The sequence below is a fragment of the Streptomyces sp. NPDC051664 genome (assembly GCF_044453545.1).
Taxonomy (GTDB): Bacteria; Actinomycetota; Actinomycetes; order Streptomycetales; family Streptomycetaceae; genus Streptomyces.
Genome location: NZ_JBITCU010000007.1, coordinates 83,441 through 108,477, shown reverse-complemented (window position 1 = coordinate 108,477; position 25,037 = coordinate 83,441). Strand labels below are relative to the sequence as shown.

25 protein-coding genes, 1 tRNA gene and 2 pseudogenes are annotated in these 25,037 nt (G+C 67.9%); 7 read left to right on the top strand and 21 right to left on the bottom strand.

Going from position 1 to position 25,037, the window contains the following annotated elements; translation table 11 throughout:
- Window positions 1-122: 122 nt before the first annotated feature.
- From ACIA8E_RS15785 to ACIA8E_RS15760, 6 genes are all read right to left on the bottom strand, one after another.
- Window positions 123-1,148 (bottom strand): NlpC/P60 family protein, encoded by a 1,026-nt coding sequence (locus tag ACIA8E_RS15785; protein ID WP_399298330.1) that lies wholly within the window; start codon window positions 1,146-1,148, stop codon window positions 123-125.
- Window positions 1,149-1,631: 483 nt separating this feature from the next.
- A complete protein-coding gene (locus ACIA8E_RS15780; RefSeq protein WP_399298328.1) occupies window positions 1,632-2,459 on the bottom strand; it encodes an SDR family oxidoreductase in 828 nt (275 codons plus the stop codon).
- A 632-nt stretch (window positions 2,460-3,091) separates the two neighbouring features.
- Window positions 3,092-3,901, bottom strand: coding sequence for a hypothetical protein (locus tag ACIA8E_RS15775; RefSeq protein ID WP_399298326.1), 810 nt, complete (start codon window positions 3,899-3,901; stop codon window positions 3,092-3,094).
- A 275-nt stretch (window positions 3,902-4,176) separates the two neighbouring features.
- Complete coding sequence (locus ACIA8E_RS15770) at window positions 4,177-4,455, bottom strand: hypothetical protein (RefSeq protein ID WP_399298324.1); 279 nt, start codon at window positions 4,453-4,455, stop codon at window positions 4,177-4,179.
- Between the two features lie 206 nt (window positions 4,456-4,661).
- Window positions 4,662-5,987: a PP2C family protein-serine/threonine phosphatase gene (locus ACIA8E_RS15765; protein ID WP_399298322.1), complete on the bottom strand. Its 1,326-nt coding sequence runs from the start codon at window positions 5,985-5,987 to the stop codon at window positions 4,662-4,664.
- Between the two features lie 362 nt (window positions 5,988-6,349).
- The gene (locus tag ACIA8E_RS15760) at window positions 6,350-6,514 is read right to left on the bottom strand and encodes a hypothetical protein (protein WP_399298320.1); all 165 of its coding nucleotides are present in this window, start codon (window positions 6,512-6,514) and stop codon (window positions 6,350-6,352) included.
- Between the two features lie 426 nt (window positions 6,515-6,940).
- On the opposite strand from ACIA8E_RS15760, the gene ACIA8E_RS15755 reads away from it, so the two are divergent.
- On the top strand, window positions 6,941-7,540 hold the full coding sequence (locus tag ACIA8E_RS15755) for a hypothetical protein (RefSeq protein ID WP_399298318.1): 600 nt from the start codon (window positions 6,941-6,943) through the stop codon (window positions 7,538-7,540).
- Here ACIA8E_RS15755 and ACIA8E_RS15750 read toward each other — a convergent pair.
- The gene (locus ACIA8E_RS15750; protein ID WP_399298701.1) at window positions 7,491-8,288 is read right to left on the bottom strand and encodes an ElyC/SanA/YdcF family protein; all 798 of its coding nucleotides are present in this window, start codon (window positions 8,286-8,288) and stop codon (window positions 7,491-7,493) included. The two genes, ACIA8E_RS15755 and ACIA8E_RS15750, sit on opposite strands and share 50 nt — an antisense overlap.
- Before the next feature lie 1,187 nt (window positions 8,289-9,475).
- Between ACIA8E_RS15750 and ACIA8E_RS15745 the strand changes: the two genes are divergently transcribed.
- From ACIA8E_RS15745 to ACIA8E_RS15735, 3 genes and pseudogenes are all read left to right on the top strand, one after another.
- Complete coding sequence (locus tag ACIA8E_RS15745; RefSeq protein ID WP_399298316.1) at window positions 9,476-9,679, top strand: hypothetical protein; 204 nt, start codon at window positions 9,476-9,478, stop codon at window positions 9,677-9,679.
- A gap of 566 nt (window positions 9,680-10,245) precedes the next feature.
- Window positions 10,246-10,344 (top strand): annotated as a pseudogene (locus tag ACIA8E_RS15740) (excisionase); the annotation flags it as partial.
- A gap of 69 nt (window positions 10,345-10,413) precedes the next feature.
- Window positions 10,414-11,793: a tyrosine-type recombinase/integrase gene (locus ACIA8E_RS15735; RefSeq protein WP_399298314.1), complete on the top strand. Its 1,380-nt coding sequence runs from the start codon at window positions 10,414-10,416 to the stop codon at window positions 11,791-11,793.
- Between the two features lie 179 nt (window positions 11,794-11,972).
- Here ACIA8E_RS15735 and ACIA8E_RS15730 read toward each other — a convergent pair.
- Window positions 11,973-12,054, bottom strand: a tRNA-Tyr gene (locus tag ACIA8E_RS15730).
- A 168-nt stretch (window positions 12,055-12,222) separates the two neighbouring features.
- Between ACIA8E_RS15730 and ACIA8E_RS15725 the strand changes: the two genes are divergently transcribed.
- The 3 genes from ACIA8E_RS15725 (at window position 12,223) to ACIA8E_RS15715 (ending at window position 14,214) form a co-directional block, all read left to right on the top strand.
- Window positions 12,223-12,711 (top strand): YajQ family cyclic di-GMP-binding protein, encoded by a 489-nt coding sequence (locus ACIA8E_RS15725; RefSeq protein WP_030926258.1) that lies wholly within the window; start codon window positions 12,223-12,225, stop codon window positions 12,709-12,711.
- Window positions 12,712-12,957: 246 nt separating this feature from the next.
- Window positions 12,958-13,494: a methylated-DNA--[protein]-cysteine S-methyltransferase gene (locus ACIA8E_RS15720; RefSeq protein ID WP_399298312.1), complete on the top strand. Its 537-nt coding sequence runs from the start codon at window positions 12,958-12,960 to the stop codon at window positions 13,492-13,494.
- Window positions 13,495-13,533: 39 nt separating this feature from the next.
- Window positions 13,534-14,214, top strand: coding sequence for an alpha-ketoglutarate-dependent dioxygenase AlkB family protein (locus ACIA8E_RS15715; RefSeq protein ID WP_399298310.1), 681 nt, complete (start codon window positions 13,534-13,536; stop codon window positions 14,212-14,214).
- On the opposite strand, the gene ACIA8E_RS15710 is transcribed toward ACIA8E_RS15715, so the two are convergent.
- From ACIA8E_RS15710 to ACIA8E_RS15650, 13 genes and pseudogenes are all read right to left on the bottom strand, one after another.
- Entirely contained in the window at window positions 14,208-14,480 is a 273-nt protein-coding gene (locus ACIA8E_RS15710) for a GlsB/YeaQ/YmgE family stress response membrane protein (RefSeq protein WP_399298308.1), read from the bottom strand. The two genes, ACIA8E_RS15715 and ACIA8E_RS15710, sit on opposite strands and share 7 nt — an antisense overlap.
- Before the next feature lie 99 nt (window positions 14,481-14,579).
- Entirely contained in the window at window positions 14,580-14,927 is a 348-nt protein-coding gene (locus ACIA8E_RS15705) for a hypothetical protein (protein WP_399298307.1), read from the bottom strand.
- Window positions 14,928-15,028: 101 nt separating this feature from the next.
- Window positions 15,029-15,421 (bottom strand): YccF domain-containing protein, encoded by a 393-nt coding sequence (locus ACIA8E_RS15700; protein ID WP_399298305.1) that lies wholly within the window; start codon window positions 15,419-15,421, stop codon window positions 15,029-15,031.
- On the bottom strand, window positions 15,418-16,281 hold the full coding sequence (htpX, locus tag ACIA8E_RS15695; protein WP_399298303.1) for a zinc metalloprotease HtpX: 864 nt from the start codon (window positions 16,279-16,281) through the stop codon (window positions 15,418-15,420). Before htpX ends, ACIA8E_RS15700 begins: the two co-directional genes overlap by 4 nt.
- Window positions 16,282-16,505: 224 nt before the next feature.
- On the bottom strand, window positions 16,506-16,967 hold the full coding sequence (locus ACIA8E_RS15690) for an MscL family protein (protein ID WP_399298301.1): 462 nt from the start codon (window positions 16,965-16,967) through the stop codon (window positions 16,506-16,508).
- Window positions 16,968-17,086: 119 nt separating this feature from the next.
- A complete protein-coding gene (locus ACIA8E_RS15685) occupies window positions 17,087-18,649 on the bottom strand; it encodes an NADH-quinone oxidoreductase subunit N (protein WP_399298299.1) in 1,563 nt (520 codons plus the stop codon).
- A complete protein-coding gene (locus ACIA8E_RS15680) occupies window positions 18,646-20,196 on the bottom strand; it encodes a NuoM family protein (RefSeq protein ID WP_399298699.1) in 1,551 nt (516 codons plus the stop codon). The genes ACIA8E_RS15685 and ACIA8E_RS15680 overlap by 4 nt, the downstream gene beginning before the upstream one ends.
- Window positions 20,197-20,223: 27 nt before the next feature.
- Window positions 20,224-22,224, bottom strand: a complete 2,001-nt coding sequence (locus ACIA8E_RS15675) for an NADH-quinone oxidoreductase subunit L (protein ID WP_399298297.1) — start codon at window positions 22,222-22,224, stop codon at window positions 20,224-20,226.
- Window positions 22,221-22,616 carry an NADH-quinone oxidoreductase subunit NuoK gene (gene nuoK / locus ACIA8E_RS15670; RefSeq protein WP_030926276.1) on the bottom strand — a complete coding sequence of 132 codons (396 nt, stop codon included), beginning with the start codon at window positions 22,614-22,616 and terminating at the stop codon, window positions 22,221-22,223. Before nuoK ends, ACIA8E_RS15675 begins: the two co-directional genes overlap by 4 nt.
- On the bottom strand, window positions 22,616-23,176 hold the full coding sequence (locus tag ACIA8E_RS15665) for an NADH-quinone oxidoreductase subunit J (protein ID WP_399298295.1): 561 nt from the start codon (window positions 23,174-23,176) through the stop codon (window positions 22,616-22,618). The genes nuoK and ACIA8E_RS15665 overlap by 1 nt, the downstream gene beginning before the upstream one ends.
- Window positions 23,173-23,775 carry a NuoI/complex I 23 kDa subunit family protein gene (locus ACIA8E_RS15660; protein WP_399298293.1) on the bottom strand — a complete coding sequence of 201 codons (603 nt, stop codon included), beginning with the start codon at window positions 23,773-23,775 and terminating at the stop codon, window positions 23,173-23,175. The genes ACIA8E_RS15665 and ACIA8E_RS15660 overlap by 4 nt, the downstream gene beginning before the upstream one ends.
- A complete protein-coding gene (locus ACIA8E_RS15655; RefSeq protein WP_399298291.1) occupies window positions 23,775-24,743 on the bottom strand; it encodes an NADH-quinone oxidoreductase subunit H in 969 nt (322 codons plus the stop codon). Before ACIA8E_RS15655 ends, ACIA8E_RS15660 begins: the two co-directional genes overlap by 1 nt.
- Window positions 24,740-25,037: pseudogene (locus ACIA8E_RS15650) on the bottom strand (hypothetical protein); the annotation flags it as partial. The pseudogene ACIA8E_RS15650 and the gene ACIA8E_RS15655, both read right to left, overlap by 4 nt.

Genomic DNA, 25,037 nt, shown 5'->3' with positions numbered 1-25,037 from the left:
CGGCGGCCCTTGCACATCGCCGCAGGTCGCAACCAGATGCACGGTCCCCCGCCGGTGACCTGTGGTCTCCGGCGGGGCGGACAGTCGGTACGGGGCGCGGGAATTCGCCCGTTGGGGCGTGATCAGATGCGCACCGCGGCCTGGAAGCTGCCGATGGTGTTCATCGACTCGTAGCGGACGTAGGCGCCCGGATACGGGGCGTGCAGCACGGTGTTGTTGCCCGCGTAGAGGCCCACGTGCGTGGTGTTGTTGAAGAAGACCAGGTCGCCCGGCTTCAGTTGGCTGCGCGCGATCCGGGTGCCCTGGTTGATCTGGGTGTACGTGGTGCGGGTGATCTGGGCACCGGCCTGGGCGTAGGCCCACTGGGTCAGGCCCGAGCAGTCGAAGGAGCCGGGACCCGTGGCGGAGCGGACATACGGCATACCCACCCGGGTGTCGGCGGCCTGGAGGGCGGCGGCACCGAGGGCGGAGGCGGGGGCCTCGTTGCCGAGGTCGACCCGGTCACCGGCGGCGCGGCTGGCACGCAGGTCGTCCTGGCGCATCTTGTTGCGCTCGGCGACGGTGAGAGTGTTGAGCACCTCGCGGGCCTCGGCGAGCTTGGCCTGCTGTTTCTTCTTCTTCTCGCCAAGCGTCTTGCGGATGTCCGCGAGGTCGCTCAGCTTGCCCTGGGCCTCTTCGCGCTCCTGCGCGAGGGACCGCTGCTTCTCCTGGATCTTCGCCAGCGAATCGGCCTGCTTGGCCGTCAACTGGTCGAGCGCGGAGGCCTGGTCAAGGAAGCTGTCCGGGTCGGAGGCGAGGAAGAGCTGCACGGAGGGGTCGATGCCACCGGAGCGGTACTGTGCGGCGGCGAGCGAACCGAGGCCGCTGCGGAGCGTGTTGAGTTCCTGCTGGCTGCGGGCCACCTTGTCCTGGAGCGCGCCGATCTGCTTCTGGAGCTTTTCCTGCTTCTCCTTGGCCAGGCTGTGCTGCTCGGTTGCCTCCTCCGCCTCGTGGTAGAGCTTGTCGACCTTCGCCTTGACCTCGCTCTTGGTCGGCTTGGGGTCGGCATGGGCGGCCTGGGAGGTCAGGGCAACGGCTGCAGCGGCGGTCGCGGTGAGCACGGTCACGCGGGTACGGCTCGGCTGCTTGGGACGACGGTGGGACGCCACGAAGGCGAGCTCCTTCTTCCTCGAGCCGCCTACCGGGCTATGAGGGGACGTGAATCCCCGGCTCCGTGCACGTCACGGACTCGGCGGTTCCTTCGCTGCCACCCCGGATGGGTGATCAATCGTTCGAAGGTTCGATGCCCGACCCTAGTGACCATCTTGTGATCTGTTCAAAGCTTTACAGGAAGAATCTCTTCACAGGAGGTACTTATTTGCTCACATCACACAGGGCGTAGCGGCTACTTGACGGTCCGTTCCATAAATCCCGGCAAGTCACCACAACTGACACTGGACGCGCGAAAGCCTCTTCAGGGGCAAGACGGTCCGCCTCGAACACCTCCGTGCCGATACCGAGGCCGGCCGCACCGGCCAAGGCGGCCGCCCGCCGCTCCTTCGGCCCCGACCCCGCCGGTCCAGCCCGATCTCGGCGGCGATGGAGTGCGCGCGGCGAGCGGGGATAGAAGCGAACCGCCGGGCTCCGGCCATTCAAGCCGCCGGGGTGAGGAACTGGTGGGCGCCGCGCAGCGTGGTGCGCAGTTTGCGCTGTGTTGCGCGGCCGTCGAGGCGTACGTCGAGGGCCCCGGGAACGGCGCTGTCTGCGCGCAGACCCGTGGGCAGTCGGGAGTCGTCAAGTCCGTCGCGCCTGGCTATCAGGATGCCGAGATCGTGACGGCTCAGGGCCTCGTTTCCACCGAGATGGTGGATGCCGCTCGCATCTCCCGACGCGAGTTCCATGAGAGCTGCGGCCAAGTCGGTCACATGCACCGGGCAACGGATGTCGTCTGTGAACAGGACGCCGGCGCGGGCCCCGGTGGCAAGTTCGTGTACAGCACGTTCGTGTACGGACTGCCCGTCACCGATGATCAGCGAGGTGCGGGCGACCACGGCGTCCGGATGCACGAGAAGAACCGCTGTCTCCGCCGCGGCCTTCGCCGCCCCGTACGGGGTGATGGGATCGGGCAGGCAGGACTCGTCGTAGTGGACGCGGGCGCCGGAGAACACGGCGTCACTGGAGACATGGATCAGACGGCTGCCGGACTTCGCCGCCGCCATCGCCAGACGGGCAGGCCCCTCGGCCGTGACCGCCCAGTTCGCCCCGCCGCTCGACGCGTTGACGACGACACGAGGGCCGACCTCGGCCACGAGCGCTTCCACATTTCCGGGATCCCGCAGGTCGAGGGCGTGCCACGCGACCTCTCGAGTGCTCCCGGGCCTGGTTGCGTAAGTCGCGGCCGTCGTGAGCCCGGCCACTGCCGCTTGCCGGACCAGCTCGGCACCCAAGAACCCGGAACCACCAACGATCAAAACTGTCACGACGCGCCCCCCTGAACCGGCCGTGCCAGGGCCCGTTCTCGTGGACAGAGCCGCGCAGCCCTGGTCGTGGGCCACCCGCTCCCGGAGCCCCAGTCACGTGCCTACGGCCCACAGACTGCCGGCTCGGTACCCTGCAGATTTACAGCGGGCTCCATCTACCCCGCCTGACCTGCTGTTTTCTTCCCAGACCCTGCCGTTGGGGACACCTGGGGAAATCAAGATTGCGACTGCCATGGTGGCGCGAGACTAGATGACGACCCGCACCTGTGGGACCTGGATGTACGGTCCACAACCAGCCCCGCTCCAGTCCTTGATCAGCGGATGAAGGGGAAGAGCGCGGTACCGCGAAGAATGGTGGGGGCATGAACGCTCGGCGCGTGAACTGGCAACGCTTCCTGAAGTCTGCCGGTGGCCAGTTCACCGTGGTCACCCTGCTCGTCCTAGCGCTGTTCGCGTTGGTCGGCCTCGGCGTCTCATATGTTGGGGCCCTTTTCGGGGGCGGCTGGTCCGTTTTCTGACCACTGCGGCAGGGGTGCTACTGGACACCTACCGCTGGGTCGTCAAACGCAGCTTCGCCCACCGACAACTCGGCTCACGGTGTGAGCCGTTGTGAGGTCGCGGCGCCGGTCCGGTTACTTCCAGACGGTGAAGTAGTCCTTGGTGGGGAAGGTGAGTTTGAATACCATCCCGTACTTGCGACGCAGATCAGCCACGCTGGTGGAGGTCGGCTCGTGCAGACACCGCCGCACCGGCGGATCATGGGGTGCGCACGGGCGCGGCTCTTCGATCAGTTCACGCGTGCCTCTGGTGTGCACCTGGTCCCAGTTGAGAGTGATCGTGCCTGCGCTGAACAGCTCCTTCGGTTCGCCGGTCCCAGGCCCTTGCGGGTCGCCCGCCTTCCCCCGGTAGTAGTCGACGACTGTGCGCGCGTACTGGAAGTCGTGGCCGAAAGGGATGGGGGATCCGGTGCGGTCCCCTGCGGTGAGGACACCGTCGACAGTGTCGGCCACATGGCGGGGGTCGGCGCCGAAGTAGGCAGTGACGTACATCGTGCAGCGGATCTTGTACCGGTCGTCACCCGTTTGGAAGAACCACTCCTTCGCTTGCCCGCCAGCGCACGCATCCTCCAAAACGACCAGACCGAGCGTGAGCGGGGTATCGGTGTCCCAGACGGCGATGGTGTCCCGGCTCGCAGACTCGGCTTCCTGCCGTGCCTTCACTGCTTCTGGGTTGCCAGCGAGTCTGCGCACGGTCTTCTCGCTGGTCGCGCGACCGCACGCTGCGAGAGCAAGCACCAGGACGACACCGAGAGGTAAGAAGAGGACGCGGCGTATGCGGGACCTCTGCTGTTGGCGTGGAGCTGAGGAGCCGGGCCAGGCCGCAACGGCAGAAACCAAAAGAACAGCCGGGACGAGCATCACGATCCACGAGGTGGTGGTCATGACGGCCATCATTTGTTAAATGTACGGACCACTGCTACCCGTACAGATACTCAAAGAGCCTGGGGCGTTCGGAAGCGCCTCTGGCACTGCGGCAGCAGCGGTTCCAGGCGATCCGATAGCCCATCCGACACGAGCCACAGCGACGACGTCCCCGCACACCAACCGACGTCGCGACGTTCCTCGCTACCGACGACACCTGAACCAAGGTCAAACAGACGAGTTAAAGATCTGCACGCCCCAGAAGACGCGCCGGTTCGGCGCACTGTCTGCGGCTTTCAGCCGGTCGGGGTGAGCGTCATCCTGAGAGGGCCGACAGCGGCCGACCACTGCTTACCGCGCGACGTCGCACTGTCTGCTTCGTCGAGCATCCGGGCGCGCAGGAGCCGCGCGCACTGGCCGAGCCGATCGGACTCAAATGGGGGCAGGCCCGCGCGCTCCTGGATCCGCATCACTGACCCGTCCAGCCAGTACACAGCTTCTTGCACGTCGCGCACGGTCTGCCCTGCCGCCCCAGAGAAGGGGCCTTCAATCGACCACTCCATGCGAAGCGCCATAACTCGACCCTACCGGCCGTCCCATAACCCCTGATGGATCTACGCGCGGCGTCGGATGCGGTACATCGCCAGGCAGAGGGCGTCCTCATACAGGTCATATACGGGCATTCCGACAAACGGTGAGGTGCCGTAGCTGTCGTCGTGCGCCTACCAGGGGGCAGCCCTCAGTTAGGGCGTGTTTCTTCGATCACGTGGTTCGTTGTCGGTCATGACTGCGACTGGCCCTGAGTGGGAGCGGCTTGAGCCGTTGCTGCCGGTGCGGTTCTGGGTCCGGTGTAGGCGGCATTGGGCGCGGGCCAGTCCAGGCACAGGACGGTGGCGTCGTCGCGGGGGTCGTGGTTCGAGAATTCGAGGACGGCTTCGGTGAAGACACGTACAGCGTCGCGTGGGTGCCACTCGCTGGTTTGTCGGATCAGGTCGCACAGGTCGGCTTCGGGCCCGTGGGGATCCAGCATTCCGTCGGTGAGCAGGATCAGTCGGTCGCCCTGACGCAGGTCGAGGCTCTGGACGCGGTATCCCGGGTTCGGGGTGATACCGAAGGGCAGGTCGACCAGGGGAGCGATTTCCTCGACCTGCCCGTCGCGCAGGCGCAATGGCCAGACGTGGCCGGCGTTGACGAAGGTGGTCTGGCCGGTGTCGAGACTGACACGCAGCAGTTGACCGGTGGCCATGGCCTGTCCCCCGTGCTGGGCGACGGCCTGATGTACCTGGTCCGATTGGTTGGCGTACGCCTGATGTGCTTGGTGGGCGTAGTCGACGACGGCCTGATGGGCATCGTTTGCCTGGTCGAGGAGGCTGCCGCTCCCTCGGCGGGCATTGCGCAGGGCTCCGACGATCACGGTCGCCAGCAGTGCCGCCTGTACGTCGTGGCCCATGGCGTCGGTGAGGGACAGGTGCAGGGCGTGACGGTCGAGCGTGTAGTCGAACGTGTCCCCGCCGATGTCGGCAGCTGGTTCCAGTGCACCCGCGACGATGAACCGGCCGGTGTCGCACGTGAAGGAGTCGGGGAGCAGACGGTGCTGGATCTCGGCGGCCAGCGACAGCCGTGTGGTGCGCCGGCCCCATTCGTACAGATCGGTGAAGCGCCGGTTGACGATCACCACGTAGGCCAGCGCGTGGGCGGCCTCCACGATGAGCTGCATCGTCTGACGGTCGGGGCGGGCGGGCAGAGTCAGCTCCAGCAAACCGATCGCATCCCCGCGGTCGGATACCGGCGCGATGACCTCGACCGGGCCTGGTCCGGCCTCTCCCGCCCGCTCGCCACTCGCCACGTGCGCTTGCTGGGAACGGACCACTCGGTCGTAGATCGAGCCGCGCAACTCGATCCGCTGCGGCTGCTCCGGCCCGCCCTCCCCAGCGGCCCCGGTCAGCCGTACGACGGCCTTGCCGCCAAGGTCCGTGATCAGAAAGGACACCTCGGTCGCGGCAAGCCTCCTCATCAGCAGCTCGGCCAGTACGGCGACAGCCACCTCCGGGGGTGCTGACTCCACTGATGCCAACAACTCGCCCAACCATGCCCGTTCATCAGCCACGCGGCACACCTCCTCGGCGACATCAACCGACCAGTCGACCGGTCCCCCTGGCCAGGACCGCTCGGACGAGTCATGACGGAACAACGAACCACGTGATCAGAGAGACACGCCCCTAGGCGTAAGGCCATGCGGCAGCCCGCAGCCCACGCCGGTGCTGTGGGTGACGTACAGCCGCCCCGCGCGTTGGACTTCCTATGACAACGCTGCTGATTACGCCGCAGCTCCTACCGATAGTGCCAGCCATCGCTGGGCAACTCGTGACGGGTGCCAGCGACCGCGGGCAGGCTCGCCCGACCGGGCTACTCCGACGGCGGGCCGGGGCTCGGGACGCGATGCGCTCGCCTTGGTTAATTAGGCGGCCCTTACGACACGGGGTCATTGGCGCGGGTCCAGCAGCCGCCGATGGCGTTGGTGTCCTTGGGCAGCCGGTCGTCGGTCAGGCGCCGCAGAGCCTCGCGGATCACCGGCTCGACGGCGCGGTCGCGCCAGGACGTCCTACTGGTGCGGATCGATTGGAGTGGGAGCACCGGTGCTACTCCTTCGACTCCGCCTGGGCCGTGGGTGAAGAGATGGCCGCCCCGCGAAGGCGGCCGTCGGGGCGAGGTGTGAAGTGCCCGATCGGAGAGGCGACCGCCGTGGTTCGCCCGATTGGGTCGCTGGGTTGCCATTCGACCAAGGCCGCTCACATTTCACTTGTCGGCCGACTTGGTTCCGAAAACCCCGCCGAAGCGGTGAGTCACCTCGTCACCTCTTGGACCTCACCGTATTTCTTTACGCGGGCTACGCTTCGCTGGCGATGCGAGAGGATTTGCCTGCTGTTCTGTAGAAATAAATTACCGGGAGGGTTGACTGTACTTTCGCGAGAGCGAAGGTGTGTGTAAATGGATTGACTGTTCGTTTTCATGGTATAGTCCTAATGAATTTACAGGACGCCACGAAAAAAGGGGAATGGCGTGAATACCGAGAAGGTTACGGCTCGACGTCTTACGGTCGGAGAGGTTTCGGAATTGGGCCTCCAGGACGCCATCTTCGTCTCGGCGGAGATGGATGGCCTTCCTCTCGACTGCTACGCCCCGGCTTTCCTTACGGGGCCGGGTAAGAATTTCGAGGGAGGGTCCTTCACTGCGAGGACAATCTTCGGTGAGGAAATTCATGTCCTCCCGGACAATGCCGAAGAGCGCGGGATCTGGATTGCCGACAAGACAGGGGAAGAAATCGAGGTTCTCCAGAGTGCCGGCGTCCTCCTGAACCTCGCGCTCTTCGTGCCTGACGGGAAAAAGGAATCCCTGGAGTCGCTCTACTCCGCCGCACGGGACGCGTTCGGCGCGGGGATCGTTCAGCGCTGGAGCGAGGAAACCGTCGCGGTGCCGGACGTCAAGGTCGACCTGTACGAGGAGCCGGCCCGGGGGCGGAAGAACACGAACAGCCAAAACCGCGACCGCCGTGCCCTGGACATCTACCCGACCCGAGTGCGGTTCCTGGAGCCCAGCGATGGCTGGAGGTTCATTGTCGAACCGCACAAGGAGATCGTCGATGACACACCGACGATCTGACCTGATGGCAGGTTAGCCTCGAAATTTCGCGGGAGCCCGTCAGCTTGCTGACGGGCTCTTCTTCGCTTGTTGGGGCGTGTGGGCAGGCCGCCGGCCCGAATGAGTCCACGTACTCTGCGAGAGTCATCGGTCCGGGCGCGCTGACGATCTCGACTTGCGGCCGGAGCTTGCGCGCGGTCGCGTGGGCTCTCCGTTCCTCGTAGGGCTTGCTGACGAGCAGGACGGACAAGATGTCGACCCCGCATTCTGCGAGCAGTGAGCGCGAAAAACGGATGTTCTCGCCGGTGTTTCGCGCATTCGGTTCGACTAGTACGGCGTCCGTCGGTACGCCCAGCTCCAGTGCCCGCTCCCGGTAGTGCTCTGCCTCTCCCCTGGGCATCCGCTCACGCGTGGTGCGGCTCGTGGCACACGTGAAGACGATGAGCGGCATCATGCCGCGCTGGTACAGGTCGACCGTTGCATCGGCCACCCCCAAGTCGTGGCTGCCTAGTCCGATGCCCACCGAACAGGGACGCGGCTCATGGTGCATCTGCTGGAAGTTCCAGAGCCGTTGGGCATCGGCGGTGTACGTGGTGCGGTGAAGTTCCACGACCCATTCCCCTGGCGACAACTGGAGCAATGCTGCCTCCTCGGGCGACGCGATCCTCGCGAACAGCTCTTCGCGCATGTGGTCGATCTCGTATCCCGCGTCATACAGCACGCGGAAGCCACCGCCCCGGCCGGCAGGCCCTGGCGTCGGGTCGACGATCCGCGTGCCCTCGACATGCTCGGGCGGGTAATAGCTCGTGAGGGAGGTAGTGGCGCAACGCGCCGACCACAGCGTGGCCGTGCTGTTCCACGTCTACGCCAAGTGTCTGGATGGTGCCGCAACGACAGCGAACGCTCGGATCGAGGCGACGCTGCGGGGCGGAAGGTAGCCCGCTGAACGCTGCCCCACGCCTGCCCCACACAAGCTGGCCACCACGCGAGATCCGACGCGACAAGGTGAGACAAAAGTCCTATAGCGAGCTGTCGGGTCCGACCAAAGCGAAAGGGTCTGCGACCAACGTTTCCGCTGGTCGCAGACCCCTTTGTTCGTGTGGCGGCGCCAGGGTTCGAACCTGGGTAGGCTGAGCCGGCAGATTTGCAGAGGGCTCCCCTTAACCCCTCTCACCTGCGACTTCTCCGTTGCTAGACGCCCCTGGGGCACACCCGGGGGAAGGGGCCGCAGGAACACCGCTTTAGGAGTTCCTTCCGGCGGCCCAAGGGCCGGGTATGCGGCTCGCTAGCGTCCTGCGCAGCGTCCGGCATCGACTTTCCTGGTACGGCAGGGTGCACCGGTGTTGCCGTCAAAGACTGCAGTCAGACCAGCGGTCTCGATGCCCTCCGGCGACAGAGTTCTTCAGGTGGTCACGTCACCTGAATGGCTGCCGCGAATCCCAACCATTCCGATCACGTGCCCGAGGGTCGTGGCACCCCGCTCCGATGCTGCCCGAGGGTCGTGGCACCCCGCTCCGATCCTGCCCGAGCGCGGTCCCATAGCGGGCGGCGGTCAACGGCGCATCCCATCCGACGACACATGATGTGGCGTCAGTCTGTATTTGGCGAAGGGCTACTGAGTTCACGTCAGGCATTGATCTCACAGCCTCAAAGGCAGGTTCGGCAGCCGTGTGGCGCCGCCGCGAACTGGGTCGCTTCTCTACCGCCTCGGGAGACATCCGCCGAGGTGTCACACACCCACACGAGGGTGGTCACTGTTTGTGCATGAACGAGCACTCTTAGGCTGATCTAGGTACGTTCATGGAGGGTTCCGATCGATCACCCCAGTCCACGCCGGATTGCCCAAGGGGTCCCACCCCAGCTGCATGAATGTCTTCGGTGCCGTTGGGGCCGATATCAGGCAACCAATGGGCTGCGAAGTCCTTCCGGCACATCCAGTCACACAGGAGGTACGTCATGAGCGCATTCTCGATCTTCAACGGCCGCGGTGGCCGAGGTGGTGGCCGCGGTGGTGGCCGTGGCGGACGTGGCGGCTACGGCGGCCGTGGCGGCTACGGCGGACGCGGCGGCTACGGCGGACGCGGCGGCCGTGGCGGCCGTGGCGGCCGTGGCGGCGGCTACGGCGGCGGCTTCGGCGGCGGCTACGGCGGCGGTTACTAAGCATCGCCGCCTCACCCGAGGATCGTCATCGGGGGGGGCGACGGCGCGTCCCGTCCGTCGCCCCCCTTCCGCCGCATGCCCCCACCCGGCTCCCTCCCCGAGAAGGTGACCCCGCTTGGCGGACGCGACACCCGCCGACTCGGCTCACATCAAGCCCGTGGCCCCGGCAGCCGAGGACAGTCCAGTGCCCCTTGCGGCGGGCGTGTCTTCGGCCGACGCGTTCCTCCGCTTCTGGCCGTGGGCACGCCCCGACCGGTACCGGCTCGCCGCGAGTGTCGTCCTCCTCATCTCGAGGTCCGCGGGTGAAGTCGCTTCGGTGTGGCTCTTCAAGAACCTGGTCGACCAAGTCCTGATCCCCCACCGGTTCACAGCGTTCCTGCCGCTGGCCGGACTCATGGCCGCTGTGGCTGTGGTCGCGGCGCGCCACGGCATCCGCTTCGACCATTCGCAGGAAGCGAGCGATCTTCCACTACGCGCTCGGCTACGCGGTCGACGCCGGGCTTCTGCCCCAGAACCCTCTCCCCCAGGTCCAGTGGAAGGCGCCTGAGCAGGTGGAAGAGGAGTTGGCCCCTCGCATCCAGAAGCTGCCCAACGGTCAGCTCCGTGTGAGCCGTGCAGACCTGGACGCATGGTGGGAGCGCTGCGAGCAGCGCGCTGCCGCCTGACCCGAAGCGATGCACGCACCCCCGAGGGCCCGCCGTAGCGGCGGGCCCTCGGCCCGTTCCTGGAGAGTCATGCCCCTTACGTACGACGTGCGCCTCTATACGATCGGGGCGCGACCGGACCGCCCTAAGCCTTATCGGGTGCGCTGGGTGGTCGGGCAACGCAAGCATTCCAAGAGCTACAAGCTCAAGGTGCAAGCCGACGGCCGACGGTCGGAGTTGATGGCCTCGGTTCGCCGCGGCGAGCAGTTCGACGAGGACAAGGGCCTGCCCACCTCCGAACTACGGGCCCTGCACGGCTCGATCACCTGGTACGAGCACACCCGGGCCTACATCGACCGCAAGTGGTCGGTGGCGCCGGCCAAGTCACGTAAGAACTACGCGGATGCCCTGGCAACGATCACCCCGGCGCTCGTGAAGTCGACCGCCGGGAAGCCCGACTCCGCGCTGCTGCGGCGAGCCCTGTACGGGTGGGCGTACAACCGAAACCGGTGGGAGGAGGAACCACCCGAGGACATCGCCCGCGCTCTGCAATGGATGGCCAAGAACTCGGTACCGGTCTCCACCCTCGAGGACGCAGCCATGGTCCGCGTGGCACTGGACGCCCTGGGGTTGAAGATCGATGGAAAGCCGGCCGCGCCTCGCACCGCCCGGCGCAAGCGCGCCTGCCTCAGTGACGTGCTGGGCCTCGCGGTCGAAGAGAGGTACTTCACCACGCCCGTGAACCCGCTGACGACCGTCAAGTGGGCCGCGCCGAAGTCTGCCGAGGAAGTCGACCCCGAGAGCGTCGCCAATCCTCGCCAGGCTCGCTCGCTGCTCAAGGGTGTGCGCGAGCAGGGGCCGCGCGGTGCGCACTTGGAAGCATTCTTCGGTTGCCTGTACTACGCGGCCATGCGGCCGGCCGAAGCAACCGCCCTTCGTCGCGAGCAATGCCACCTGCCGGAAACGGGATGGGGCTCCCTGACGCTGCGCCAGGGGGCTACTCGGGCTGGGCGGAATTGGACCGACGACGGGCAGGCGCACGAGATGCGGCACCTCAAGGCGCGGGCGGTCAAGGACTCGCGGCCCGTACCGATCCCGCCGCATTTCGTACGGCTGCTGCGTCAGCACATCGCCACACACGGCGTCGCTCCGGACGGTCGGCTGTTCCGGACGAGCCGTGGAGGGCTGCTCCAGGAGACTGGATACGGCGAAGTCTGGGCGCGGGCCCGCAAGGACGTGCTGACCGAGCAGGAGGCCGCGTCTTTGCTCGCGCGCCGTCCTTATGATCTGCGCCACGCCGGGGTCTCGTTCTGGCCCAGTTCCGGGGTGGATCCGATGGAGTGCGCGCGGCGGGCGGGGCACACCATCGCCGTTCTGTTCCGGGTGTACGCGAAGGTGCTGGCACAGACGCAGGAGCGTGCCAACCATCGGATCGATGCGGCGCTGCGTGAGTGGAACGAACCGGAGTGAGCATGCCACCTGTCCCCCGGGGGACAGGTGGGGGACACGACCTGATCAGAGGCGGGATACCGGCGGTATGAGGTGAGACAAGCCGCGCATTTCGGCACCCTCCCCCGGGGACGTCCGGAGCATGCAAAAACCCCCGCTGATCTGCTGTGTTGGCAGGTCAGCGGGGGTTTCCCGTTCTGTGGCGGCGCCAGGGTTCGAACCTGGGTAGGCGAAGCCGGCAGATTTACAGTCTGCTCCCTTTGGCCACTCGGGCACACCGCCTCGAACGACGCATTGGAACTCCGTTTGACTGGGGCTCCTTGGCGACGACGTAAACGATACCTGATGACCGGGGGTGCTCCGCCACCTGATTGATCAGTGCTCGCGGCGGTCGGCGGTGGCTAGGCTTTGCCCTGTACCCACCGCATACGACGCAAGGAGCCACACGTCATGGCCGACTCCAGTTTCGACATCGTCTCGAAGGTCGAGCGGCAGGAGGTCGACAACGCCCTCAACCAGGCCGCCAAGGAGATCTCGCAGCGCTACGACTTCAAGGGCACGGGTGCCTCGATCTCCTGGTCCGGCGAGAAGATCCTGATGGAGGCGAACGGCGAGGAGCGCGTGAAGGCGATCCTCGACATCTTCCAGTCCAAGCTGATCAAGCGGGGCATCTCACTGAAGTCGCTGGACGCGGGCGAGCCGCAGCTGTCCGGCAAGGAGTACAAGATCTTCGCCACGATCGAGGAAGGTATCTCCCAGGAGAACGCCAAGAAGGTGGCCAAGATCATTCGCGATGAGGGCCCGAAGGGCGTCAAGGCGCAGGTCCAGGGCGATGAGCTGCGGGTCAGCTCGAAGAGCCGGGACGACCTGCAGGCCGTGCAGGCGCTACTGAAGGGGCAGGACTTCGACTTCGCCGTGCAGTTCGTGAACTACCGGTAGGTTCTTCAGCCGCCCCGGCCGGGCGCGGCGCGAGGTCGGGGCGGGGTGGCATGTGCCGGCCGGCCTCGCACCTCCGGGTGCGATGTCCGAATACCGCCGGGCGCAGGGGGCGGGCGGGCGCAGACTTGTCCGTACGGAACGACGAATCGGGTGATTCGCGCGATACGGGTGGCTCGGTGATTCGTCGCCCTGTACGGAGTCACTCTGTACGGAGTCGCCCAGCACGGATGAAGAGAGGGACCGGCCATGACCATGTACGCGACCGTCGACAGCCCGCTGGGCGAACTGCTGCTGGTCGGCGAGGAAGCGGCTGCCGAGGCGGGCGGTGTGGCGCTCGCGTCGCTCTCCATGCCCGGCCAGAAGGGCGCCGCGGTCGTCAAGGACGGCTGGATCCACGCGCCGGAGGCCTTCGCCGGGATCGCCGGCCAGCTGCGGGCCTACTTCGAGGGCCGGCTGACTCACTTCGACATCGCGTACGTGCAGGGGCAGGGCACGGAGTTCCAGCGCCGGGTCTGGGGCGCGCTGGACACCGTCCCGTACGGGGAGACGGTGTCGTACGGACAGATTGCCGAGCGGATCGGCACGCCCGGGGCGGGCGTGCGGGCCGTGGGGGCGGCGATCGGGCGCAATCCTCTGCTGGTCGTGCGCCCGTGCCATCGGGTGATCGGTGCGGACGGGGCACTGCGCGGTTACGCAGCCGGCCTGGAGCGCAAGGAGCGGCTTCTGGGGCTGGAAGGTGCGCTGAGGAGCCGTGTGCTCCGTGGATGTGCGCTGAGCGGCTGAGTGCCGAATGACGCTGGGTACCGAATGGCGGTGTGCTGAATGGCGGGCCTCTTCCCCAGGCCGCGGACCGTTGTGGCGCCGGGGGCGGTGCATGTGCCGGAGTGGCTGTCGGTGGAGCGGCAGCGGGAGCTGGTCGAGGTGTGCCGGGGGTGGGCGCGGGGGCCTGTGCCGCTGCGGCACACGGTGTTGCCGGGCGGCGGGGTGATGTCTGTGCAGACGGCCTGTGTGGGCTGGCACTGGCAGCCGTACCGCTATTCGCGTACCGCGGATGATGTGAACGGCGCCCGGGTGGCCGAATTCCCGGACTGGTTGGCTGAGTTGGGTCGGGAGGCGCTGGTCGAGGCGTACGGGGAGGAGTACTCGGCCCAGGCGTATGCGCCGGACACCGGACTGATCAACTTCTATGACGGTGCGGCAAGGATGGGCATGCACCAGGACAAGGAGGAGCGGTCGGGCGCTCCGGTCGTCTCGCTCAGCATCGGCGATACGTGCGTCTTCCGATTCGGCAATACGGAGGACCGTGGACGGCCTTTCACGGATGTGGAGTTGGCTTCCGGTGACCTGTTCGTCTTCGGCGGGCCGTCACGCTTCGCGTTTCACGGCGTGCCGAAGGTCCGTCCCGGGACGGCTGATCCTGCGACGGGTATGAGCGGTGGCCGGCTCAATGTGACGTTGCGCGAGACCGGGTTGGGCGGACCGGGTGCGGGCGGGCGTCAGTGACGTTCTCGCGAGTTCCCGAAGAGCAGCCGGTAGATGATGAGCAGCACGAGTGAGCCGCCGATGGCGGAGATCCACGTCGTGGTGTCGTAGAAGTCGTTGGATATCGGGCGGTCGAGGAAGCGCGACGATATCCAGCCGCCGATGAAGGCGCCGATGATTCCGATGACGGTGGTGCCGACCAGCCCGCCCGGGTCGCGGCCGGGGAGCAGGATCTTGGCAATGGCTCCGGCCAGCAGTCCGAGAATGATCCAACCGATGATGCTCATGTTGCCGAACCTACCCTTCGCCTGGTTGTGAAACCCAAGACGTTGCACGGGCCTGCGTGGTTGCCGGTTGAGCAGAAAGAGCGGCAGGTCACAGCAGGCTCAGATGCGGGCGTTGTAGTCCGGCCAGGATTGCAGTTCCGGTGCGTCGTCGTCGGGGTCCTCTCCGTACCAGCCGGTTCCGTCCAGCAGGGCGACGAGGGACTGCTGCCCGTAGAGGGCGGTTCCGCCGGTGAACGGCAGCAGCCCGTGTCCCGGGCCGAGGTCGCCGTCGGTGATTCGGTTACGGAGGACGGTGGGCAGTGGCGGCGGGAAAAAGCCGGGGGCCGCTGCCGCACGGGCGACGTCTTCGGCGGGGACTGAGGGGAGCGGGAGCGGGTGCTTCACCCGTCGCGGAGCGGTGTGCGCTGTCTTCTCGGCGGCTGTCGGCAACTGCTCGGTGTCGTTCATGGGTTCATGGTGGACGACGGCACTGACAGTGGGCCGTTGACGGGTCGACGAGGTGGTCCTCGGCGGCTGCGCCGCCTCGCTGTCCGGTTGTCCGGCCTGCGTCAGCGTCCGGCGAACGGCTGGTCCGTTCGGACGATTTCCTTGCCGAAGGGCAGGAGGGAGACCGGGATCAGCTTGAAGTTGGCGATGCCCAGTGGGATGCCGATGATCGTGAGGCAGAGGAGGATGCCGGTCGTGATGTGGCCGAGGGCGAGCCACCAGCCGGCGAGGATCAGCCAGAGGACGTTGCCCACGCAGGAGGGCGCGCCGGCGTCGCGGCGGTCGACGACTGTGTAGCCGAAGGGCCAGAGGGCGTAGAGGCCGATGCGGAAGGCGGCCAGGCCGAACGGGATTCCGATGATGGTGATGCAGAGGAGAATGCCGGCGGCTATGTAGGCGAGGAACATCCAGAAGCCGCACAGGACCAGCCATATGACGTTCAGGATTGTCTTCACGGGCGATGACCTGCCATCTGCTCGAGTCGGGCGATGCGCTCCGCCATCGGTGGATGTGTCGAGAACATCTTGGACATCCCCTGGCCGGGGCGGAACGGGTTCGCGATCATCATGTGGCTCGCGGTCTCGATCTTCGGCTCGGGGGGCAGGGGGAGCTGTTTTGTTCCGGCGTCCAGTTTGCGCAGGGCGCCGGCGAGGGCCAGGGGATCGCCGGTCAGCCGGGCGCCCGAGGCGTCTGCTTCGTACTCGCGGGAGCGGCTGACGGCGAGCTGGATGACGGAGGCGGCGAGGGGGCCCAGGATCATGATCAGCAGCATGCCGAGGATGCCGGGGCCTTCGTCGTCGTTGGATCGGCCCACGGGGATCAGCCAGGCGAAGTTCACCAGGAACATGACGACGGAGGCGAGTGCTCCGGCGACGGATGAGATCAGGATGTCGCGGTTGTAGACATGGCTGAGTTCGTGGCCGAGGACGCCACGCAGTTCGCGTTCGTCCAGGATCTGGAGGATGCCTTCGGTGCAGCAGACTGCCGCGTTGCGCGGGTTGCGTCCGGTGGCGAATGCGTTGGGTGCCTGGGTCGGGGAGATGTAGAGCCGTGGCATGGGCTGCCGGGCTGCGGTGGAGAGTTCACGGACGATGCGGTAGAGCTGTGGTGCTTCGAACTCGCTGACCGGGCGGGCCCGCATGGCTCTGAGTGCGAGCTTGTCACTGTTCCAGTAGGCGTAGACGTTGGTGCCTACTGCTACGACGAGCGCGACGACGAGGCCTGTACGTCCGAAGAAGCTGCCGATGACGATGATGAGTGCTGACAGGCCCCCGAGGAGTACGGCGGTTCTCAGCCCGTTGTGCCGGCGGTGCACGGTACGCCCTCCAAGTGGTGCAGCAGGGGAACCCTTTGCTGGTGGTGCTCCACTCCCCAGTGGAGCCTCCTGTACTGGTCAACGCCAGGCGAGGAGAGCTAGTTCCCTTGTGCGCACGGCCGGAGGGCGGGCCGTGTCCGGCGGCTTGTCCGGCTGTTCGGGCCGGAGCAGGCATTGGGCCGTACGGGTGTCGGGGGGTGCGATGCGCGGCGACGCCGGGCGGGTCAGCGCTGGGCGGGGAGTTTGACGAGCGCGAGGGCCTCGGGGTCGGGCTTGACCTCGCTGGTGCAGTGGGCGCAGCGGGAGGCGATGGCGGGGATCTCGGTGTAGCAGCGGGGGCAGTCGCGCAGGGCTGCCTTGATGTCGACCTTCTGGTCCTTGCTGGACGCGAAGCGGTTCTGGACCTTGGTCATCGGGACGACGACGCAGAAGTAGAGCACCGCGGCGGTGATCAGGAAGGCGATGGCGGCGGCGAGGAACTTGCCGTACGGGAAGATGGCGCCCTCGACCGTGAACCGGGCCGTGCTGAAGTCACCGACGGAGCCGGTGGCGAGGCCGATCAGGGGTGTGATGAAGGCGGTGCTGAAGCCGGTGACGACTGCGGTGAACGCGGCTCCGACAGCGAGTCCGATCGCCATGGAGATGACGTTTCCGCGCAGGATGAAGTCCTTGAACCCGTTCAGCACTGCTCTCGCTCCTCTTCGCTGTGTGCGTGTGTGTGTCGTACGTCTGTGTCGTTGTGCGGGCATGACCCTGCCCTGTTCGGTCCGCCCGGGGCAAACCGATCTTGGGCGGGGGTGTGCGGTCAGAAAAGGTTGACCGCGGCGAACCGGAGTACGAGCTGCGGGGCGCCGGAGAGCACGATGCCGACTGCGGCGGTCAGGGCGATCGCGGTGCTGAGGGAGACGGGTGCGCGCAGGGTCTGGACCCCGATCGCCGGGCCGTCGGCCAGAGCGGCGGCCGGGGCCGGAGCGGCCGGCTCGGCCTCTTCCGGGGCGCGGAACAGCGCCGCCGTCCACTGCAGGTAGTAGTAGAGCGCGATCACGACGTTCACGGCCATGATGACGGCGAGCCAGCCGAGTCCCGCGTCCACGGCCGAGGAGAAGACCGTGACCTTGGCGAAGAGGCCGACGATGCCCGGCGGGAGGCCGGCCAGGCAGAGCAGGAAGAAGCCCATCGCAAGGGCGGTGAGGGGGCGGGTGGCGTACAGGCCCCGGTAGTCGGAGAGGCGGTTGTCCGGCTTCGTGCGGGCGACAAGGGCGGCCACTGCGAAGGCGCCGAGGTTCACGACGGCGTACATGAGGGCGTACGCGACGGTGGAGCCGATCTGTTCGTCGCTGGAGTAGGCGGCGGAGGCGATCGGCACGAGGAGGTAGCCGGCCTGGGCGATGGACGACCAGGCGAGCAGACGTACGGCGCTGCGGGCGCGGGTGGCGGTCTGGCGCAGGGCGGCGACGTTGCCGACGGTCATGGTGAGAGCGGCGACGACGGCGAGGGCCGGTCCCCAGACGTCGGCGTACGACGGGAACGCGATCACGGTGACGAGGATCAGCCCGGAGAAGCCCACGGCCTTGCCGACGACCGACAGGTAGGCGGCGACCGGCAGCGGGGCGCCGACGTAGGTGTCGGGGACCCAGAAGTGGAACGGTGCGGCTGCCGTTTTGAAGGCGAAGCCGACAAGAGTGAGGGCGACGCCCGCCTTGGCGAGGGTGGAGAGCTGGTCGGGGACGTCGTGGAGGCGGGTGGCGAGTTCCGTGAGGTGGAGGGTGCCGGTCGTGGCGTACACGAAGCTGACGCCGAGGAGCATCACGGCGGTCGCGACGACGGAGGAGAGGAAGAACTTGAGGGCCGCCTCGGAGGAGCGCCGGTCGTCGCGCTTGATGCCGACGAGGGCGAAGGCGGGCAGGGATGCGACTTCGAGGGCGACGACGAGGGTGGCGAGGTCCCGGGCGGCGGGCAGGAGTGCGGCGCCTGCCGCGGAGGACAGGAGCAGGAACCAGAATTCGCCGGCCGGGAGTCTGCGGGTGTCACCGAAGGAGAGCAGCGCGGTGAGCAGGGCGCCGCCGAGGACGAGGACCTGGATGATCAGGGCGAAGTGGTCGGCGGTGTAGCTGCAGGCTTCGGTGCCGGTTCCCGTGGTGAGGCAGAAGGTGGAGTGGCTGCCGTCGCGCAGCGGGATGAGGAGGGCGAGGGCGGCGACGAGTCCGGCGATGCTCGCCAGGCCGAGGAGGGGTTTGCGTTCCTCGGGGAGGAAGAGGTCGGCGACCAGGACGATCAGGGCGACCGTCGCGACGACGACGGGAGGCGCGATGGCGAGCCAGTCGACGGACTGGACGAGGCTGGTGGTGCTGTCGGCCGCTGTGGTCACGACTTGCCTCCTGCGAGGAGCTTCTGCACGGCCGGGTCGGTGAGGCCGAGGAGGACGGCGGGCCACAGGCCGGCGAGGACGGTGAGGGCGGCGAGCGGGGTCCAGGCGGCGAACTCGTACGTCTGGATGTCTGCGATCCGGTGCGGTTCCTCGCGCTTCTCGCCCATGCAGACGCGGCGTACCACGATGAGCATGTATGCGGCGGTGAGCAGGGTGCCGAACGCGCCGATCGACATGAAGGTGAGGAAGGCCGGGCGGCTGAGGCCCCGGGCCGGGTCGAAGGCGCCGAACAGAGTGAGCATCTCGCCCCAGAATCCGGCGAGCCCGGGCAGGCCGAGCGAGGCTACGGCGGCGAAGGCGAGGAGGCCGCCGAGGCGGGGGGCGCGGCCGTAGAGGGCGGCTCCGGTGGCGCCGGAGAGGGTGTCGAGGTCGGCGGTGCCGTATCGGTCCTTGACGGCGCCGACCAGGAAGAACAGCAGGCCGGTGATGAGGCCGTGGGCGATGTTGGCGAAGAGCGCGCCGTTGACGCCGGTGGGGGTCATGGTCGCGATGCCGAGCAGTACGAAGCCCATGTGGCCGACGGAGGAGTACGCGATCAGGCGCTTCAGGTCGCCCTTGGAGCCGGGGCGGGCGAGTGCCAGGCAGGCGAGCGATCCGTAGACGATGCCGACGACTGCGAACGCGGCGAGGTACGGCGCGAAGGTGTGCATTCCGTCGGGGGTGATGGGCAGCAGGATGCGGACGAATCCGTACGTGCCCATTTTCAGCAGGACGCCTGCGAGGAGCACCGAGCCGACGGTCGGGGCGGCGGTGTGGGCGTCCGGCAGCCAGCTGTGGAGCGGCCACATCGGGGTCTTCACGGCGAGCCCGATGCCGATCGCGAGTACGGCGATGACCTGCACGGACGAGGTGAGCCCACGGCCGTTGTCAGTGGCGAGTGCCACCATGTCGAAGGTGCCGCTCTTCAGCCCGATGAGGAGCAGGCCCAGCAGCATGATCACGGAGCCGAGCAGCGTGTAGAGGATGAATTTCCAGGCGGCGGCCTGCCTCTGTGCGCCGCCCCAGCGGGCGATGAGGAAGTACATCGGGATGAGGACCATCTCGAACGCCAGGAAGAACAGCAGCAGGTCGAGGACGGCGAAGGTCGCGAGGGTCCCGGACTCGAGGACGAGGACAAGTGCGACGAAGGCCTTCGGGGAAGGGCCGTCGGGCATCTTGAAGTAGCTGTAGAGCGCGCAGAGGAAGGTCAGCAACGCGGTCAGTACGAGAAGGGGGAGCGAGATACCGTCGATGCCGAGGTGGATACGGACGTCGAGCGCCGGGATCCAACTGATGTCGGTGGTGGCCTGCATCTTCGACGGGTGGTCGTGGTCGAAGCCGAGGGCCAGCACGATCGCGGCGACGAGGATCGCGCCGGTGACGGTCACGCCGTGGCGGAGCACGGCCTGGTCGCGGTTCTTTCCCCGCAGCCCGGGCGGGGCCGGCAGGAGGGCGGCGACGGCGCCGATGAGCGGGCCCACGACGATGAACGCGAGAAGGAACTGCATCACGGATTCGCTGATATCGATCACGGCTCACGCCCCGGCGTTGACGGTGGCAAAAACGACGGCGGCGATCGCCAGGACAAGGGAACCGGCGAGCAGTGCGCTGAGGTAGGTCTGCACATTGCCGGTCTGGGCGCGGCGGACGGCGGTGCCGAGCAGGCGTGCGCCGGTGCCGGAGCCGCGTACGTACGTGTCGACGACCTCGCGGTCCAGGAAGCGGACGAGGCTCGCCGCGGCCTGGACGGGGCGGACGAACAGTTTCGTGTAGAGGGCGTCCAGATGGAAGCCGGTGGCGGCGTGGCGGTGGAGCGGGCCGAGCAGCAGACGGCCCGGGTCGGCCGGGTCGGGGGCGCCCGGGGTGTCGCCGTAACCGGCGGTGTGGTGGGTCATGGCCTCGGCCTCGACGAGTGCGGGTTCGGCGTCGGGGTGGGCGACGACGGCGCCGACGGGGATGCGGGCGGCGAGGGCCGTGGTGTGGCGCCAGGCGGCGTAGGTGACGAGGCCGCCGACGAGGGCGACGCCTGTGGAGAGGACGGCGGTGGTCACGGTCGGGGTGAGGCTGTGGCCGTCGAACCAGTCGGTGATCACGCCGACGGTCAGTCCGAAGGCGATGGTGGGGATGGCCAGGACCCAGAGGACGGCGGTCATCGCGACGGGCTGCCTGCCGTGGTCGGGGACCTCGGCGCCGCGGCCGCGGAAGGCGAGGAGCCAGAGGCGGGTGGCGTACGCGGCGGTGAGGACGGCGGCGAGCAGTCCGGCGACGAGGACGGTCCACCCGGCGGCGGCCGGGGCGACGTGCCGGTCGCCGAGCGCGGTGTGTTCGGCGGCGACGAGGACGGCTTCCTTGGAGAAGAAGCCGGCGAACGGCGGGATGGCGGCGAGCGCGAGGAGGGCGACGGTCATCGTCCAGTAGGCGTCCGGGATGCGCTTGGCCAGTCCGCCCATGCGGGACATGGCGGCCAGCGAGTTGGTCCCGGAGGCGTGGATGACGACGCCCGCCGCGAGGAAGAGGACGGCCTTGAACGCGCCGTGCGAGAGGAGGTGGAAGACGGCGGCCCCGCGGTCGCCGACGGCCAGTGCACCGGACATGTAGCCGAGCTGGCCGATCGTCGAGTACGCGAGGACGCGTTTGATGTCGTCCTGGGCGAGCGCTGCGAGCCCTGATCCGATCATCGTGACCGCCGCCATCACGGCGAGGACGACGAGGGCGGCGCCGGATTCGGCGAAGACGGGGAGGAGCCGGGCCACGAAGTAGATGCCGGCGGCGACCATCGTCGCGGCGTGGATCAGCGCGGAGACGGGGGTCGGGCCGGCCATCGCATCGGGCAGCCAGGTGTGCAGGGGGAACTGGGCGGACTTGCCGGCAACCCCTGCGAGGAGCAGCAGGGCGATGACGGTGGGGTGGTCCAGGCCGCCGTTGGCGACGGCGCCGAGGATGCCGGTGATCCGGAAGGTGCCGGTGTCGGCGGCGAGCGCGAACAGCCCGATCAGGAAGGGGACGTCGCCGAGCTTGGTGACCAGGAAGGCCTTGAGGGAGGCGGCGCGCGCTTCGGGTGTCTCCCAGTAGTGGCCGACGAGGAAGTACGAGCAGATGCCCATGATTTCCCAGCCGACCATCAGCACCATCAGGTCGCCGGAGTAGACGACGAGCAGCATCGCGGCGGTGAAGAGGGAGACGAGGGCCGCGTACGAGGGGTAGCGGGGGTCGTCGCGCAGGTAGCCGGTCGAGTAGATCTGCACGCAGGTCGCGACGAGCCCGACCAGGACGGCGACGAGGACCGCGAAGCCGTCGAGATGGAGGGCGAGGTCGATCGGGACCGAACCGGTGGGGGTGAGCCGGGTCGCGGCGTCGATGGCCGGACCGCCGCCCTGGCGTGCGGCGACGACAACGGCGAGTACGGCCGCGACGAGGGTGGGGAGGACGGCGAGGGGGCGTACGTAGCCGGGGGCGGTGCGCCCGAGGAGCAGGCCGGCCGCGGCGCCGAGGAACGGGAGGAGGGGGACGAGGACGGCGAGGGTCGTGGTGGTCACGCGGTGGCCTCTGCCTTCTTTGCCTTCCCTGCCGGAGCAGTGGCCTGGTCTTCGGTGCTGTCGCCGGGGAGGGCTTCGGCAGCGTCGGTTTCGGCGGTGTCACGGAGGCGGTCGACGTCCGAGCTGCCTCGGTTGCGGTAGACGGCGAGGACGATCGCCAGGCCGATTCCGATCTCCGCCGCCGCGATGGCGATGGTGAAGAGGGTGAGGGCCTGGCCGGAGTGGAGGGCGTCGCGGAGCCAGACGTCGAAGGCGACCAGGTTGAGGTTGACGGCGTTGAGCATCAGCTCGACGGACATCAGGACCAGGATCGCGTTGCGGCGTGCGAGGACTCCGTACAGCCCGGTGCAGAAGAGGAGGGCGGCGAGCACGGCGGGGTAGGCGAGGTGCATCAGCTCTGCTCCTTACTGCGCTTGCGGGACAGGACGATCGCGCCGACGAGGGCGGCGAGCAGCAGGACGGAGAGTGCCTCGAAGGGCAGGACCCAGTGCCGGAAGAGGAAGGCGCCGGTCGCCTCGGTGGACCCGTGGGCCGGTCCGTCCAGGTCGATCCAGGTGGTGCGGAAGGCGTCGACGACGACCCAGACGAGGGCCGCCGCGGCGGCGAACGCCACGCCGAGGGCCGCCCAGCGGTTGCCGGAGTCGGCGTCCGGCGAGGGGCCGATGGGGGCCTTGGTGAGCATCAGCCCGAAGAGAAGGAGGACGACGACGGAACCGACGTAGATCAGCACCTGCACCCAGGCGATGAACTCGGCGGTGAGCAGGAGGTACTCGACGGCGAGGCCGCCGAGCGCGACGACCAGCCAGAGGGCGGCATGGACCAGCTGCTTGGTCGTGACGGTGATGAGGGCCGCTCCGAGGGTGGCGATGCCGACCAGGAGGAAGGCGATCTCGATGCCGGTAGGGGAGAGGAAGCCTGGGTGGGCCGTGGCCGCGGTGGCTGCGAGTGTCACTCCTCCCCCTCTTCCTCTTCGTGGGCCTGCTGGGACGGCTGGGCTGCTGCCTTGGCCTGCTCGGCCTCTTGGGCGCGCTGGGCTTCGAGTTTCTCCGCCGTCTTGCGGGCGGCGGCGATCTCCTTCGGGTCCTCCGCGCCGGGGTCGAGCGCGGGCGGTTCGGGCACCGTCCACATCCATTCGCGGAGCTTGTCCCGCTCATGGGTGAGGTCGTGGATGTCCGTCTCCGCGTACTCGAACTCCGGCGACCAGAACAGCGCGTCGAAGGGACAGACCTCGATGCAGATACCGCAGTACATGCAGAGCGAGAAGTCGATCGCGAAGCGGTCGAGGACGTTGCGGCTGCGCTCGCGGCCGCCCGGGGCGGCGGCAGGCACCGTCTCCTTGTGGGAGTCGATGTAGATGCACCAGTCCGGGCACTCACGGGCGCACAGCATGCAGACCGTGCAGTTCTCCTCGAACAGCCCGATGACACCGCGGGAGCGGGGCGGGAGTTCTGGCTGGACGTCCGGGTACTGCGCGGTGACCGTCTTCTTCGTCATCGTCCGCAGGGTGACGGCCAGGCCCTTGGCCAGGCCTGAGCCGGGGATCGGAGGCATTAGTTGATCGCCACCTTCACGATGCCGGTGAGCGCGATCTGCGCGAGGGCGAGCGGGATGAGTGTGGTCCAGGCGAACTTCTGCAGCTGGTCCTCGCGGAGGCGAGGGTAGCTCACCCGCAGCCAGATGACGACGAAGGCGAGGACCGCGGTCTTGAGGAGCGTCCAGACCCAGCCGAGTCCGTCGGCGCCGAGCGGGCCGTGCCAGCCGCCGAGGAAGAGGACGGTGGTCAGCCCGCAGAGGACGACGATGCCCGCGTACTCGGCGAGCAGGAACAGTGCGAACCGCAGACCGGTGTACTCGGTGTACGCCCCGAAGATGATCTCCGAGTCGGCGACCGGCATGTCGAACGGCGGGCGCTGCAGTTCGGCGAGTCCGGCCACGAAGAAGACCAGGGCGCCGACGATCTGCCAGGGCAGCCACCACCACTCGAAGGCATTGACAATGCCGGGGAGGGAGACGGTGCCGGCCGCCATCGCGACGGATGCCGCGGCGAGCAGCATCGGCAGTTCGTAGGCGAGGAGCTGGGCGGCGGTGCGGAGGCCGCCGAGGAGGGAGAACTTGTTCGCCGATGCCCAGCCGGCCATCAGCGAACCGAGCACTCCCACGCCCATGACGGCGAGCACGAAGAAGATGCCCGCGTCGACCACCTGGCCGACCGCGCCCTCGCTCGGGCCGATCGGGATGGCGACGAGCACCAGGAGGTACGGGAGGAGGGCGACGGCCGGCGCGAGCTGGAAGATACGGCGGTCGGCGTCGGCCGGGACGATGTCTTCCTTCTGGGCGAACTTCACACCGTCGGCGACGAGCTGGGCCCAGCCGTGGAAGCCACCCGCGTACATGGGGCCGAGGCGGCCCTGCATGTGGGCCATCACCTTGTGCTCGGTCTGGCCCACGACGAGTGGGACGACCATGAACACCCCGAAGACGATGACGAGCCGGAGGGCGACGTCGAGTACGTCGTTCACGCGGTATCGCCTCCGGCGGGGGGGTTGGGGGTCGGCTCGGGTGCGGGGTCAGGGTCCGGGGTGCCGGGCTGGTCCGGGGTGCCGGGCTGCGCCTGGGACTCAGGCTCGTCCGGGGCGCCGGGCTGCGCCGGGGTACCGGGCTGCGCCTGGGACTCAGGCTCGTCCGAGGTGCCGGGCTGGTCCGAGGTGTCGGGCTGCGCCGGGGTGCCGGGCTGCGCCTGGGACTCAGGCTCGTCCGGGGCGCCGGGCTGCGCCGGGGTACCGGGCTGCGCCTGGGACTCAGGCTCGTCCGAG

What these genes read in the sequence shown, in the direction of transcription:
- ACIA8E_RS15775 (WP_399298326.1), bottom strand. Translation starts at nt 3,901, where the DNA reads ATGACCACCACCTCGTGGATCGTGATGCTCGTCCCGGCTGTTCTTTTG.
- ACIA8E_RS15770 (WP_399298324.1), bottom strand. Translation starts at nt 4,455, where the DNA reads ATGGCGCTTCGCATGGAGTGGTCGATTGAAGGCCCCTTCTCTGGGGCG.
- ACIA8E_RS15745 (WP_399298316.1), top strand. Translation starts at nt 9,476, where the DNA reads ATGAGCGCATTCTCGATCTTCAACGGCCGCGGTGGCCGAGGTGGTGGC.
- ACIA8E_RS15735 (WP_399298314.1), top strand. Translation starts at nt 10,414, where the DNA reads ATGCCCCTTACGTACGACGTGCGCCTCTATACGATCGGGGCGCGACCG.
- ACIA8E_RS15725 (WP_030926258.1), top strand. Translation starts at nt 12,223, where the DNA reads ATGGCCGACTCCAGTTTCGACATCGTCTCGAAGGTCGAGCGGCAGGAG.
- ACIA8E_RS15720 (WP_399298312.1), top strand. Translation starts at nt 12,958, where the DNA reads ATGACCATGTACGCGACCGTCGACAGCCCGCTGGGCGAACTGCTGCTG.
- ACIA8E_RS15715 (WP_399298310.1), top strand. Translation starts at nt 13,534, where the DNA reads ATGGCGGGCCTCTTCCCCAGGCCGCGGACCGTTGTGGCGCCGGGGGCG.
- ACIA8E_RS15710 (WP_399298308.1), bottom strand. Translation starts at nt 14,480, where the DNA reads ATGAGCATCATCGGTTGGATCATTCTCGGACTGCTGGCCGGAGCCATT.
- ACIA8E_RS15705 (WP_399298307.1), bottom strand. Translation starts at nt 14,927, where the DNA reads ATGAACGACACCGAGCAGTTGCCGACAGCCGCCGAGAAGACAGCGCAC.
- ACIA8E_RS15680 (WP_399298699.1), bottom strand. Translation starts at nt 20,196, where the DNA reads ATGCAGTTCCTTCTCGCGTTCATCGTCGTGGGCCCGCTCATCGGCGCC.
- nuoK (WP_030926276.1), bottom strand. Translation starts at nt 22,616, where the DNA reads ATGCACCTCGCCTACCCCGCCGTGCTCGCCGCCCTCCTCTTCTGCACC.
- ACIA8E_RS15660 (WP_399298293.1), bottom strand. Translation starts at nt 23,775, where the DNA reads ATGCCTCCGATCCCCGGCTCAGGCCTGGCCAAGGGCCTGGCCGTCACC.